The sequence below is a fragment of the Shimia isoporae genome, from assembly GCF_004346865.1.
GTDB classification, from domain to species: domain Bacteria; phylum Pseudomonadota; class Alphaproteobacteria; order Rhodobacterales; family Rhodobacteraceae; genus Shimia; species Shimia isoporae.
Map to the genome: position 1 here is coordinate 508,646 of NZ_SMGR01000003.1, position 13,495 is coordinate 522,140.

The window sequence follows — 13,495 nt, forward strand, 5'->3', positions numbered from 1 at the left end:
TTTCACACCTTTGGCAAAAGGCTATACCTGCCCAAAGACCATTGATTTACAAAGCGAATCCAACTTCGCGGACAGGCGCAAAATCCGTTGACGGAAGAGACCAGAAAACCAGCGACAATCGAGGATGTCGCCAAGCTTGCAGGCGTCTCGATCGCCACTGTCAGCCGTGCGATTCGCAATCCGGAGAAAGTCGCGGAATCGACGCGGAAAAAGGTTACGGCGGCGATTGCTCGCACAGGATACACAGCCAACGCGATGGCCCAGAACCTGCGAATGAAGCGCTCCAAAATGGTCATGGTTATGGCGCCTTCAATCGCGGACCCCAACTTCCCAACCATCCTGATCGGGCTCGAAAAGGTTGCGAACGAACGTGGCTATGGCGTGCTGATTGGCAATACCGAAGGCGAAATCGCGCTGGAAGAAGGACATATGCGCTTTCTCTCGACGGGCATGGCCGATGGTCTTGTACTTCTCACCGGCCATGTTCCCGTTGCGGGTGGACCTCATGCAACCCCCGCGCAATTGCCGCCCACGGTGGCCGTAGGGCGACCAATCGAAACCGAAGACCTGGCGTACGTCGGGGTAGATGACGTGGCGGCCTCCAAAATGGCGACCGAATACCTCGTTTCACTCGGACACCGGCGGATCGTCTATGTTACTGGGGGCCCTGGCAATATCGTGTCCGAGCATCGTGAGCGTGGCTACCGGCTTGGCTTGGCAGAATATTCGGAACCGCTGGAAAGCTGGAGCATTGACGGCGACACCAGCTCGGAAGGCGGACGCGCCGCAGTCGAGCGTCTTTTCATCAAGGACACCCTACCCACTGCGTTTTTCTGCTTTAACGACAACACGGCCATCGGTGTTATTTCCGCCCTGCGGCTTCGCGGGTATCGGGTGCCCGAGGATTTTTCGGTGATCGGCTTTGACGACATACCGTTCGCCAGCCACATCACTCCGGCACTCACAACCATCCGACAGCCACGCAGCCTGATTGGCGAGCGTGCCATGACCTTTTTGCTGGATGGATTGGAAACCCGCGAGCAACCTCGCCAAACCGAACTATTACACGGCGACCTGGTGGTACGCGAGAGTTGTGGGCCCGCCCCAGCGTCGGGCCACGCACTTAATCGCGAGCCTTGAAACGGCAAAGGCCGCGCTCCCTCCAGACGGAACGCGGCCTTTGGACGTATCAGGAAGGCGCCTCAGGAAAAGAGCGTCCCGCCATTTACGTCGATGTTTGTGCCAGTGACGAAAGACGATGCATCGCTAGCGAGGAACCCGACAACCTTAGCAACTTCTTCGGAGGTGCCCTCACGTTTCAGAGGGGTAATTCCGGCCACATGCTCCCGCACCGCATCAGTGGTGAAAGTGTTGTGAAAATCGGTATCGATCATACCCGGACACAGGCTGTTTACCCGAATGTCAGGCCCCAGCTCTTTCGCCATGCCTCGTGTCAGTGTCATGATCGCGCCTTTGGATGCACCATAAGCCACTGCGCCCGGTCCGCCGCCGTCACGCCCGGCTTGCGACGCGAGACCAACAATTGAGCCGCCCTTGTTAAAGTGCGGTAGGCTTGCGCTCACCATCAGGACAAACGACGTGAGATTGACGTCCATAACAGCGTTCCAGTGGGCCAGCGTCATTTCTGACATTTTCACACGCTTCAGAAGGCCTCCGGTCACATGCACCAACACGTCAATGCTGCCAAAAGCGTCAACCGCAGCCTTCACCAGCGCGGCAGCCTCTGCTTCCTTGGTAAGATCGCCTTGCAAGGCAATCGCCTGCCCGCCTGCCGCCTTGATTTCGGCAACAGCGCTATCTGCACCCTCCGAGCTGGCAAAATAATTGATGACAACGTTCGCGCCGCGCGCAGCCAGCTCCATAACGCAAGCCCGTCCGATGTCGCGACCACCACCCGTAACGATTGCCGTTTTGCCCTTCAGATCCATAACACCCTCTTTGTGCTGCGACCCGCTTCACGACAGGTCAGTTTCGCCTAGGAAGTATCGCAGCACGGGCAAGTTATCAATACAAATATTTACAAATATGGAAAACGGATTACAAATTCACTCAACATCGATACTGGCGATTTAATATATTTATTTCAAAAGTTTAATGGGAAAAAAGCCATTGATCAAATGCATGGACACGCACAAGCGTGCCAATTGACGTCGGTAAAAATTACAAATTGTGACCGGTTGTGGCCGGAAAACCTACTGGCCTTCGAAAACCCGCATTCGGGCGTTATCGACGTGCGCACGCATGGCTTGGCGTGCTGCGTCCGGATCGCGTGCTTCGATAGCCTCAAGAATGGCATAGTGCTCATTCTGCACCATCTCCATCCGCTCTTTCGGCTTGGTCAGCGACAGATTGCGCGTCAGGTTCAAGCCGATCAGGATATTGGGCTTCATAGACGCGCGTGCAGCCGAAAAATATTGGTTGCCCGAAGCGGCACAGATTGCCTCGTGAAAAATCTCGTCTGTGTCCACACCCAGTTCGTCCCGTGCCACATGACGATCCAATTCCTCTAGCGCCGCGCGCAACACTTTCAGGTCTTCCTCGCTGCGACGTGTCGCCGCCAGATACGCTGCCTCGCCTTCGATCGCCACACGGAATTCGAAAGTACGCTGGATGTCAGCGATAGAGCCGACGGGCGCAAAATCCAGAACCGCGCCCTCTGGCCGCTTCTGGACAAATGAGCCGGACCCTTGCCTGGACACAATGACACCGTCTTCACGCAACTGCTTGAGGGCTTGCCTCAACACTGGTCGCGACACCTCAAGCTCTTCGCTCAACGCATGCTCTGTCGGGAGTTTTGACCCCACCGCAATATCACCGTTCACAATCATCGAGAGGATTTTCTCATAGCAACGATCAGAAAGCGTGCGGTCCTTGCCGCGGCGCGTGGTGAGTTTCGCTGAGGGGTCGTCGACAGTCATCGGTTGTTGCGCTGCCTCCATGCGCTGAACTTTTCTGCGGTCTCCGGATCGGTCGGTGGATACAGACCGAAGGTGGATACGCCATCCTGAACCATTTCCAAAACGAAATCTTCAAAGATCGTCATGTCCACACATTCCGCAGTAATTTCTTCCACTAAATGCGCAGGAATACAAACAACACCTTCGCCGTCCCCGACAATCACGTCTCCCGGAAAGACTGAAACGCCGCCGCACGCGATCGGATCGTTGATCGCAACAGCGTGGTGGCTGATCAGGTTGGTCGGCGCACTGGGGCGCGAGTGGTATGCGGGCATGTCCAGATCGGAGATTTCCGGCGTGTCCCGAAAACCGCCATCAGTCACGACACCGGCCACCCCTCGCGTTTGCAGGCGTGTCACCAGAATTCCGCCTGCCGAAGCCGCAGAGGCATCTCCGCGCGAGTCAATTACAAAAACTGCGCCCTCCGGACACTCCTCCACGCCCTTGCGTTGCGGGTTGGAGCGGTCTGCAAAGCTTTCCAGAAGATCAAGATCTTCGCGCGCGGGAATATATCGCAACGTATAGGCCTCACCGACCATGTTGCGCCCCGGATTCAATCGCTGCGGTCCCTGGAAAAAGATATTGCGGAAGCCGCGCTTGAACATCGCAGTGGTCAAGGTCGCGGTGCTGATGTTCATCAGCGCCTCGCGCAATTCTGGTGTAAGTTTGGACATGGTTTCCCCCTTAGCCCAACAGTGACGGCAGGAACAACGACACCGCCGGTACGTAAGTGACAAGAATGAGTGCGAACAAAATCGCGAGATAGAATGGCCAGATCGACTTCAAGGTTTCCTCGATCCGGATGCGGCCAACAGCACAACCAACAAACAGGCAGGTCCCGACCGGTGGCGTGCAAAGGCCTAGGCCAAGATTGACCAGCAGCATGATCCCGAATTGCTCCGGCTCCATTCCAAGGCTCTTGACGATCGGCAAGAAGATCGGCGTGCAGATCAGGATCAGCGCAGCCATATCCATGATCATGCCAAGCACCAGCAGCATCAGGTTGATCATCAGCAGGATTGCGAACTTGCTCTCGGAAATCCCCAGCATGAAGTCGCCCAGCTTTTCCGGAACTTGATACAGCGCAAGCAGGTAGGCAAAGGAACTGGCAAACCCGATCAGCACCATCACCATTGCAGTGGTGCGCACGGCCTGAACCACAGCGGTTTTGAACCCGTTCCAATCCAGCGTGCGATACACAAAAAACGTCAGCAACAGCGCATAGATCGCACCGAACGCACCGGACTCGGTGACCGTAAAGATGCCCGACAGAACACCACCCACGATGATCACAGCGGTGACCAGGCCCGGGATGGCCGCCAGAGACGTCCGAGCAACCTCACCCCAACCGGGGAATTGCTCCGCCGGATAGTTGTGTTTGATCGCAATGATATAGGCAGCCACCGCAAGGCAGATACACATCAGGATACCCGGCAGAACGCCTGCAAGGAACAGCTGCGAAATCGACAGACCACCGCCGGCTGCAACCGCAAAGATGATCATGTTGTGGCTCGGTGGAATGACGATACCGGCAATCGACGACGTCACAGTCACGTTGACCGCGTAGTCCGGACGGTATCCGCGCTCTTTCATCACCGGGATGAGGATCGAGCCCAATGCGGAGATATCCGCCACAGCAGACCCCGAGATGCCCCCGAACAACATGCTCGAGAAGATATTGACCGAGGCCAACCCGCCACGAATGTGCCCGACAAGAGCGGAAGCGAACCGCACAAGCCGCGCGGCAATCCCGCCGTGCAGCATCAGTTCACCGGCAAAAACAAAAAACGGAATCGCCAGAAGCGAAAAAACGGAAATTCCGGAAACGGAACGCTGAAAGGTAATCAGCAAAGGGAAACCTTCGTACCAGAAGGCTGCCGCCGCGGCGACGCCCATCGCAAAGGCCACCGGAATGCCTATGACGACGCAGCCGCCAAAGACGCCAAGAAGTAGTGCCAGTCCCATGTTACACGGCCTCCTCTTCGTAGTAGGTCTGCCCGCGCATCATCAGCGCGAGACGAAAGAGGGCGCGAAACCCGGCGAAAATGCACACTAGACCACCACAAAGCAGTGCTGATAGCGTGCGGAAGCTTTCAGGAATGTTCAGCATCGGCAAAAGCGTGGACCAGCCGAACTGAAACAGCTCGAGGCTCGCCACCGCCATCAACCCGCCAAAGGCCGCCAAGACAATGTCGTTGAAAAGCTTGAGATAGGCGCTGACTTTGGGACCCATCATGTCGCGAAACAATGTAACGCCAAGGTGCGTTCGCTCATGCACGCCTGCCGCGGCGCCCAGATAGGCAATATAGCAGACCAGCAACAGAGCCAGTTGCTCAACCCAAGTCGGTGTCGCATTCAAAACATAGCGACCAAACACCAGCCATCCGAACGTGGCCACCAAGACCACCAAAGCGCAGCTGGCAACAAAGACGCACAGCTTGCTCAGCCCGTCCAGAATGCGTTCGCCGCGTACGATCCATTCAGGATAGTCCTGCACTGCTCTTCCCCCAGTCCTTCAAAAAATCAGGCGCCCCACGATGGCCGCAGGGCGCCTTGTCAGTATTGGTTCAGATCACTCGGCGTTGCGGAACAGGTCGACCAGTTCCACCATGTCCGGGTTATCTGCGAGGAAGGTTTCGTAAACCGGCGCCATGGCTGCCTGGAAGGCAGATTTGTCAGCAATCTCGTTCACGGTAACACCACCGGCCTTTACAATTTCCATCGAGGCCATCTCACGTTTCTGCCAAAGGTCACGCTGCAACGCGGTAGAATTGCGACCAGCTTCACGCACGACTTCCTGTTGTTCCGGTGTCAGTGCATCGAACGTTTTCTTCGCCATGCACAAGCATTCCGGAATGATCAGGTGCTGGGACATGGAGTAGTACTGCGCAACTTCGAAGTGGCTCGTGGATTCATAGGAAGGCGGGTTGTTTTCCGCGCCGTCCACAACACCTGTCTTGATCGACTGATACACTTCTGCAAAGGCCATAGGCGTTGCGTTACCGCCCATTGCTTCGATCATGCCAACAAACAGATCGTTGTTCATAACGCGGACTTTCATGCCCGCTACGTCGGCAGGCGCGTTGATCGGCTTGATGGAGTTATAGAAGGAACGCGCCCCGGCGTCGTAATAACCCAGCGCAACAATACCTTTCTCTTCCAGTGCCTTACCGAGAGCTTCGCCGCCTTCGCCATCCATGATCTCGTACATCTGGGGCACGGATTTGAAAATGAACGGCAGCGAAACAACGTTGGTCGCAGGCACAGCCTGACCCATTGGCCCAAGGCTGAATACACCAAAATCGATGATGCCGAGACGCAGTTGCTCAATCGCGTCAGGCTGACTACCCAGAACGCCGGAATGGAACACTTTACCCTTCAGTTCGCCGCCAGTCTTTTCGGTAACTTCCGCCATGAATGCTTCCATGCCGTGAGAAACCGGATAGTCCTCGACGTGAATATTCCAACCGCGCCAGTCTTTGGCTTCTGCCGCCAATGGCACCATCATTCCCGCCGCTGCAACCGCTGCGGTCAGGGTCTTTTTGGAAATCATCTTCGCAAATGTCATTTTGTCCTCCTCCTGACAATTTGTCAGAAATGTAACTTCCATACATTACAAATTTTTACAACTACTTTTTTTCTGCTTGCAATTTTTCACAATGAAAGAGGCCGCGCCCTTGCTTTCAAAGGCGCGGCCCAGTCAACGTCAGACGTTTTGCGATCCGACGTGGGAAGTGTTCTTGAAGTTCAGCCCAGGGTGTCAGGCATATTTTGATAACTGACCGGCCTCAGGAACCGCCGGATTGACAGGGTGCCTACAGAGGTCGCGCCAAAGTTCGTCGATGCGGGGTAAGGCCCGCCATGCACCATCGCATCGCACACTTCGACACCTGTCGGGAATCCGTTTGCCAGCACACGCCCGGCTTTGCGCTCCAAAACCGGCATCAGGCGACGGGCTTCTTCATGGTCCGCCTCATCAATCTGGAGAGTGCAGGTCAATTGACCGTGCAGGGACCGCGCAAGCGCCATACGTTCCTCAGGGCTTTCAACGGTGACCACCAGTCCCAACGGCCCAAAGACCTCTTCGCCCAGCGCCGGGTCTTGAAGAAATGCCTGCGCCGTCGTCTGGAACAGTTGCGGCGTTGCTTCACGTACACCGCCTGTTGTCGCCAGCACCTGCCTGACACCGGCGGATCCAGCCAGTTGGGCAGTGCCGATCCGATAAGCTGACGCAATGCCCTCAGTAAGCATGGCTTGCGGCGCGACCATTTCGAGCGCCTCGCTCGCCGCCGTGACAAATGCTTCTGCAGCAGCCCCCTCTTGCAAAACAGCTATGCCGGGGTTGGTGCAAAACTGCCCCGCGCCCATCGTCAGGGATGCCGCCCAGCCTGAAGCTATTTCGATCCCCCGCGCGGACAAGGCCGAGTCGAATACAAACATCGGGTTGACCGACCCCAACTCTCCAAAGAAAGGAATTGGTTCAGGCCTGGCAGCGCAAAGATCAAACAATGCGCGCCCGCCGGCCAGCGAACCTGTAAATCCTACGGCACGGATCAGCGGATGCTGCACAACCGCCTGACCGACCGCACGGTTGCCACCCTGAATTTGGCTAAAGACACCGGGCGGCATCCCGCAAACCTTTATAGCGGCATCGATGGCCTGCGCTACGATGTCGGAAACACCGGGATGTGCTGAGTGACCTTTGACGACAACCGGACATCCGGCTGCTAGGGCCGCCGCGGTATCGCCGCCAGCCGTAGAGAATGCCAAAGGAAAGTTAGAGGCACCAAACACCGCTACCGGCCCAATTGGGCGCTGCTTTAACTTAATATCCGGTCTTGGCAGCGGGGCGCGATCTGGCAACGCAGGATCATGACGCACATCGAGATAGTCTCCTGCTTCGATGTGGTCCGCAAACAAACGCAATTGTCCAACAGTACGACCACGCTCCCCTTCCAGCCGTGCTGCCGGCAGTCCGGTTTCCTTGACGCCCATATGGGTTATGTCGTCCCCTCGCGCGTCGATTTGAGTTGCAATTTCCCGCAGAAAAGCTGCCCGTTCCGCTTCTGTCGAATACCCAAAGGACCAGAAAGCCTCTTCTGCAGCTTTGCAGGCCTGATCAACGTCGGCAACTGTACCGCGAGCAAAGCTGTCGGCGGGCCCACTCACCGGCTCGTTGGTGAATGTCTCATCACCGCCAACCCACTGGCCCGCAATCAAGTGTTTTCCGGTCAGCATTTCGCTCTCCTTGTTTCTCAAAGCCACGCGTTCATTTGATCGCGGCATCCGTTTAGTGGCGTTCAAGGCATGCAGCCTGCAAACGCCGCCCGCCTCAACCCAGAGGTATCACACAGATGTTTTGCAGACGCTTTGCCGACGTAATACCGACACGCGTTTTCCGCACACCACCACCCCAGGAACGCGACCGCCAATGACAGCCCTCGACCGTCCCCAAAACCCTGTGCCGGGCTTAGTCATCCGGCCTGCGCCATGAGTTGTCAACAGAAATATTTACAAATAATTACAAATCTTGGAGTGCATGAGAAGCGAGAGAAATAGATCTTAGGAGATCCAAATGGATCGCCGCGAAAACAAACTCAAAATTCCCATAATTCATTGTTATTGAATAATTTTATGAACAGGATCAAAGTGACAAATCCGCAAATGCGCGCTCCATCAATCCAAGAACGCGCGCATCGTTCGCGAACAATTCACGGGCCTTTGCCGCCGCACCTTTTGCCTTCTCAACGTCACCAAGGGTCGCATAGCTTCTAACCAGCATGACCCAACCGTCCGGATCATTCGGCTCCTCTTCCAGTCGCGCCGCAAGCCCCGCAACCATACCCGCAATCATCTCATCACGCTCCGCCTGCGTCATCTCCGCCGCCGCCGCCATCGCCTCGGCATCTGGGCCTCGCCCAGTGTCTCCCAACGCGTCAAGCCCCAATAAACGCTCGGTTTCTGCGAGTTTTTGCAGTAGGAAAGGGGCGCCCGAAAATCGACTTCTGGCCTTATCCAAAGTTGCCACAGCAGCAGCTTCATCCCCGGACTTGGCTTGTAGATTGATGAGATCTATCCACGCGCGGTAGTCGGAACTGTCTTCTTCGATACGAGCGAGCAATGCCGCTTGGCCGCTACCGTCCGCAGGTGTCAAAGACGGCTCCGCCCCGCCTGCGGCAGCTATCTCAGCAGGGGTCGCATCGGGGAGATACAGAGTTACATCATGATTGAGGAACCGCGCCATATTAACGACATCTCTCCGGACAGTTGGGACCCAAGGAGCATCAGCTGACGAGGCCTGCAGCAATAACATCCAGCCTTCTATGGCACCTTCAAAATCCTGTGCTTGCGCCTTTGCAAGCGCAACATAGTAGGTCGCCCTGGGCTCGCCTGTTTCTCGCATCACTTGCTCAAAAATGACTCGAGCACCGGCTGGCACCTTGTTTCCGTTTGCGACGGTCAGAGCCTCGGCATAAGCCGATATTACAGCAGGACGATCTCCCGACAAAACGGCCGCCTGTCGGTAAGCCTCTGCCGCAGAACTGTTATCACCCACAGCCTTGTGCGCTTCGGCCAGCATCCACCAGTCTTCAAAGTTGTCTGGATTTTTTTCTGTGCGATCGATCAACAGCTGGATCCGGCTAACCATGTCGCCGGCGTTGGCACGTTTGGTCAGAACTTCGGTTTTACGTGCCTCTAGTGGCGAGTCCGGCAGTCCTGGCTTCCCAAGATAGGCATAAACGCCGAGGGCACTGACAACGGCAAATGTGGCCACACTCAACGCCATGGGCCAAGATCGATGAGAACCCGCCATTCCGCCGTCCAAATGACGAGCTGCATAGAGAGCTCGTCGCTCCACTTCCTGTTTCGCGGCGTCGGCTTCCTCAGCGCGGATCAAACCTTCCTTGAGGTCACGTTCAATCTCATCCAGTTGGTCCCGATAGATCGAAATCGCACCGTCTGCACCGCTCATTTCAATTGTACGAGCGCGCAAGAAGGGCAATCCAATCCAAAAACCGGCTACAAAGCCCACCAAAATAATTGCTATCCAGAGGCTCATGGCTGCTCCCCTTGATCAAGCAACCGCCTAGCTTCTTGGCGATCTTCCGGTGCAAGTATTGTTCCCTGTGCGATCGTCGGCTGGCGGCGTTTTAAATAGATACCCAATCCTCCCAACCCGAGTATGAGCAACGCCGCAGGCGTTATCCATAGAACAAACGTGTGAGCCTCCACCGGCGGCTTCATCAACACGTAGTCGCCGTAGCGATCTCTGACGAATTCCAAGACCTCCTCATCCGTATCGCCCGCCGTCATTCGCTCACGAACCAAAACGCGTAAGTCTTTGGCGAACCCGGCGTTGCTGTCAAAAATGGATTGATTGCGGCATTTTAGGCATCGAAGCTGGCGACCAATGTCCCGCGCCCGTTCTTCTTGCGCTGGATCTGCGAACATCTCATCCGCATCCAGCGCCCACGTAGGAGCGGCCAGGGCGAATAGAATAACCGACAAAACCAATTTGAGTTTCAAAAGGTCACTCCGCTGGTTGCGCCGAAGGCATTTTTTTCGGCCTGACTGCCGGAGCACCCACGCGAAGCCGCCTGTCTGCGAGAGAAATCACCGCGGCAAGCGACATCAGGAGGGCGCCAAGCCACATCCAAGGGACCCCCGCATTGTAGTAATAACGCACGACATGCCTGCCGCTGCCATCCGGATCACCGAGCACGGCATAAAGGTCACCATGCCATTTGGTCTCAATTCCAGCCTCGGTCGTAGGTTGTTGTTCCACTGGATACCACCTGCGTTCCGGCCAAAGCGTGCTAATCAATTCGTCATCGTTGAACACATCAACTTTTGCCAGTGTCGTTTGAAAATTTGCCCCTCTTTCGTTCTTGGTTTCTTGAAGGACAAATTCGTATGGCCCCACCTGAACGGCGGCTCCGGGCTGCACGCTTAGAATTACCTCGTGGCTCCAAACCGAAACCGTCACAACACCAGCGGCAGCCACTGCTAATCCAAAGTGACCTAGGTACAGACCCCAAGCAGAACGCGGCAATCCGATTAATCGCCTAAAAGCAACAATTAGGGTGGATTTCTGCCAGCCTATACGGGCGCCAATGTCTTGACATGTCGCAATGGCAAGAAAAAGCGCCACGAAAACACCGATATGGCCGGCCGTAGATACAGATGGTGCAATCACAGCGATGACGACGGCACCGAAAAGTGCAACCCCTCCGCATTTTGCGGCGCGCCGCAAAACTGCGTCTTTGCTCGCTCGTTTCCAACTTAAGAACGGCCCTATTCCAGCCAAGAACATTGCGACACCAAAGACCGGTAGAAAGGCACTATTAAAATAAGGCGCGCCTACCGTAATCTTGTCTCCTGTAACCAGCTCAAGTCCGAGCGGATACAGAGTGCCTATGAAGACGATCCCGCAGGCAACAGTTAAAAGCAAGTTGTTGACGAGCAAACCACTCTCGCGGGACCAAAGTGCAAAAACGCCCCCCTCTTCAATCTGCGGCGCGCGCCACGCAAACAACGACAACGCGCCACCGATGGCGATTGACAACAGCAGAAGAATAAAGACGCCTCTTTCCGGGTCAGTGGCAAAAGCATGGACGGAAGTCAGTATGCCGGATCGAACGAGGAACGTGCCAATCAGCGAGAGAGAAAACGTTAGGATTGCAAGCAGGATAGTCCACTTCAACAGCGCATTGCGTTTTTCAACAACGATCGCAGAGTGGAGCAGGGCGGTACCAATCAACCAAGGCATAAATGACGCGTTCTCGACCGGATCCCAAAACCAGAACCCTCCCCACCCCAATTCATAGTAAGCCCACCAACTGCCTAGCGCGATACCAGCCGTTAGTCCTGACCAAGCGACCAAAACCCAAGGACGCATCCAGCGCGCCCACGCTGGGTCTACCCTTCCGGTTATTAATGCCGCTACCGCAAAAGAAAACGCCGTCGAAAACCCAACGTAGCCGAGATAAAGCAGCGGTGGGTGAAACGCGACGCCGGGGTCTTGAAGAAGCGGATTCATGCCTTGCCCGTCCAACGGCGGCAATGGCAAGCGCTCAAACGGGTTTGATGTCAAAAGAAGGAAAAGGTAGAAGCCCACCCCGATCCAAGCCTGGACCAAAAGGACGATGGCCCTGACGGGTGTGTGAATGACACGCCCAAAAAATGCAATCAACACGCCAAAGAGCGCCAGCATCAATACCCAGAGCAACATGGAGCCTTCATGGTTGGCCCAAACGCCAGTCACTTTGTACAGCAACGGCTTCATCGAGTGCGAATTAAGCGCAACAATACGCATTGAAAAATCTGATACGACAAAGGCATAGGTCAAAGCGGCAAACGAACTGGCGACAGCAAAAAACTGCACCTGAGCTGCGGTATCCGCGACCCTCATAGCAGCTGCGTGTTCGGCTTTCGCGCCCCAAATCGGTACTGTGGCCTGTATCAATGCAGCAGCCAGCGCGAGGCAAAGCATGAAGTGCCCGAGTTCCGCAATCATTGAAAGGCCTCCAGCAGCAAGCGTGCATGGCAAGACGTCCGTGGATCATGCAGATCGACGGGAAGGCGTCTTTCAACTGCGCCAAAATCAGGGATCACGTATTCCGAGCGGTTCAGAAACTTGACCAAGCCAGATTTTTTGATCCGAGTGAGAATGCGACTGACAGTCTCCGCGTTTAGGCCAAGATAGTCAGCAATGTCTTCGCGGCTCATTGTCAGAGTCGTTACGGGAGCGATGGGGTCTATTGCAGAATGGCGGATCGCATGCTCCGCTAGATAAAGCAAAACCCGTTCTTGGCTATCCAGACGGCCAAGTGCTGAGATCCGATCCTGACTTCGGGCCAACCTATGGTGAACAATTGAAAAGGTCGCGGCAAGAAATCTTGGATCATGGCGAAGGTTTTGCGCATCGGCAGAGAGATCGAACTTCCAGATTTCGCAGTCTTCAAGCGCCTCAAGCCAGCTTTGTGTGTTTTCACCGGACATCAACCCGCAAACTACATCACCGGTGCGTTCAATCGACACAATCTGCCGACGCCCGTCCGCAAAGTTGGTGCAACTGGCAGCTGTTCCCCCCGCAATCACCCAGAAAGTCATGCACCCAACTTCCTGTCCGGCCTCCAATCGATCACCGCGGCCCAACAATAGCTGTTCGTTTGAACGCTCCGAAATGTCGTCGTCGAACAGGCCGCAATGCGTCCTTCGACAGCTATCACACGTCGTCGCCGGACGGGGCACAGTCACCTCTTGCAGGTGTCCTCTCAACATCTTCCCTCGCTCACTTCGCTTGCTCGTCGCTGGCCAAGGACGGCCAAAATACGATCACAAATCAGGACACACTATGCGTCCGTGGGGTAACAAAACTTTGATTTGAGTCATTGGTATTGGAATAAATTAACAGTTTAGACAGAATATCCGTTGATGCAAACCTGACATAAATCAGGTTTTGTCAATCTCCTGAAATTGCGTATTCCACAAATCATCTGGACTGACATTTGTCA

Annotated in this window: 12 protein-coding genes; 1 reads left to right on the top strand and 11 read right to left on the bottom strand. The window is 55.4% G+C overall.

Annotation, left to right across the window (positions count from 1 at the left end):
• The first annotated feature begins 87 nt into the window (after positions 1-87).
• A complete protein-coding gene (locus BXY66_RS16730; protein ID WP_132861521.1) occupies positions 88-1,140 on the top strand; it encodes a LacI family DNA-binding transcriptional regulator in 1,053 nt (350 codons plus the stop codon).
• Between the two features lie 62 nt (positions 1,141-1,202).
• On the opposite strand, the gene BXY66_RS16735 is transcribed toward BXY66_RS16730, so the two are convergent.
• The 11 genes from BXY66_RS16735 to BXY66_RS16785 all read right to left on the bottom strand — a co-directional run bounded on the left by BXY66_RS16735 (position 1,203) and on the right by BXY66_RS16785 (position 13,262).
• Positions 1,203-1,949, bottom strand: coding sequence for an SDR family NAD(P)-dependent oxidoreductase (locus BXY66_RS16735; RefSeq protein ID WP_132861522.1), 747 nt, complete (start codon positions 1,947-1,949; stop codon positions 1,203-1,205).
• A gap of 264 nt (positions 1,950-2,213) precedes the next feature.
• Positions 2,214-2,939 carry a FadR/GntR family transcriptional regulator gene (locus BXY66_RS16740; RefSeq protein WP_132861523.1) on the bottom strand — a complete coding sequence of 242 codons (726 nt, stop codon included), beginning with the start codon at positions 2,937-2,939 and terminating at the stop codon, positions 2,214-2,216.
• A complete protein-coding gene (locus tag BXY66_RS16745) occupies positions 2,936-3,652 on the bottom strand; it encodes a ribonuclease activity regulator RraA (RefSeq protein ID WP_132861524.1) in 717 nt (238 codons plus the stop codon). Before BXY66_RS16745 ends, BXY66_RS16740 begins: the two co-directional genes overlap by 4 nt.
• Positions 3,653-3,662: 10 nt before the next feature.
• Positions 3,663-4,943, bottom strand: coding sequence for a TRAP transporter large permease (locus BXY66_RS16750; protein WP_132861525.1), 1,281 nt, complete (start codon positions 4,941-4,943; stop codon positions 3,663-3,665).
• 1 nt (position 4,944) lies between these two features.
• Positions 4,945-5,475: a TRAP transporter small permease gene (locus BXY66_RS16755; RefSeq protein WP_243694413.1), complete on the bottom strand. Its 531-nt coding sequence runs from the start codon at positions 5,473-5,475 to the stop codon at positions 4,945-4,947.
• A gap of 75 nt (positions 5,476-5,550) precedes the next feature.
• A complete protein-coding gene (locus BXY66_RS16760) occupies positions 5,551-6,531 on the bottom strand; it encodes a TRAP transporter substrate-binding protein (RefSeq protein ID WP_132861574.1) in 981 nt (326 codons plus the stop codon).
• Between the two features lie 194 nt (positions 6,532-6,725).
• On the bottom strand, positions 6,726-8,216 hold the full coding sequence (locus tag BXY66_RS16765; protein WP_132861526.1) for an aldehyde dehydrogenase (NADP(+)): 1,491 nt from the start codon (positions 8,214-8,216) through the stop codon (positions 6,726-6,728).
• A gap of 406 nt (positions 8,217-8,622) precedes the next feature.
• Positions 8,623-10,038, bottom strand: coding sequence for a c-type cytochrome biogenesis protein CcmI (gene ccmI / locus BXY66_RS16770; RefSeq protein ID WP_132861527.1), 1,416 nt, complete (start codon positions 10,036-10,038; stop codon positions 8,623-8,625).
• Entirely contained in the window at positions 10,035-10,505 is a 471-nt protein-coding gene (locus tag BXY66_RS16775) for a cytochrome c-type biogenesis protein (protein ID WP_132861528.1), read from the bottom strand. The genes ccmI and BXY66_RS16775 overlap by 4 nt, the downstream gene beginning before the upstream one ends.
• Before the next feature lie 4 nt (positions 10,506-10,509).
• Positions 10,510-12,495 (bottom strand): heme lyase CcmF/NrfE family subunit, encoded by a 1,986-nt coding sequence (locus tag BXY66_RS16780; RefSeq protein ID WP_132861529.1) that lies wholly within the window; start codon positions 12,493-12,495, stop codon positions 10,510-10,512.
• On the bottom strand, positions 12,492-13,262 hold the full coding sequence (locus tag BXY66_RS16785) for a Crp/Fnr family transcriptional regulator (RefSeq protein ID WP_132861530.1): 771 nt from the start codon (positions 13,260-13,262) through the stop codon (positions 12,492-12,494). The genes BXY66_RS16780 and BXY66_RS16785 overlap by 4 nt, the downstream gene beginning before the upstream one ends.
• Between the last annotated feature and the right edge of the window lie 233 nt (positions 13,263-13,495).

Excerpts from the sequence above, each read along its gene's own strand:
- BXY66_RS16745 (WP_132861524.1), bottom strand. The coding sequence starts at position 3,652 with ATGTCCAAACTTACACCAGAATTGCGCGAGGCGCTGATGAACATCAGC.
- BXY66_RS16735 (WP_132861522.1), bottom strand. The coding sequence starts at position 1,949 with ATGGATCTGAAGGGCAAAACGGCAATCGTTACGGGTGGTGGTCGCGAC.
- BXY66_RS16740 (WP_132861523.1), bottom strand. The coding sequence starts at position 2,939 with ATGACTGTCGACGACCCCTCAGCGAAACTCACCACGCGCCGCGGCAAG.
- ccmI (WP_132861527.1), bottom strand. The coding sequence starts at position 10,038 with ATGAGCCTCTGGATAGCAATTATTTTGGTGGGCTTTGTAGCCGGTTTT.
- BXY66_RS16785 (WP_132861530.1), bottom strand. The coding sequence starts at position 13,262 with ATGTTGAGAGGACACCTGCAAGAGGTGACTGTGCCCCGTCCGGCGACG.
- BXY66_RS16760 (WP_132861574.1), bottom strand. The coding sequence starts at position 6,531 with ATGATTTCCAAAAAGACCCTGACCGCAGCGGTTGCAGCGGCGGGAATG.
- BXY66_RS16750 (WP_132861525.1), bottom strand. The coding sequence starts at position 4,943 with ATGGGACTGGCACTACTTCTTGGCGTCTTTGGCGGCTGCGTCGTCATA.
- BXY66_RS16765 (WP_132861526.1), bottom strand. The coding sequence starts at position 8,216 with ATGCTGACCGGAAAACACTTGATTGCGGGCCAGTGGGTTGGCGGTGAT.
- BXY66_RS16780 (WP_132861529.1), bottom strand. The coding sequence starts at position 12,495 with ATGATTGCGGAACTCGGGCACTTCATGCTTTGCCTCGCGCTGGCTGCT.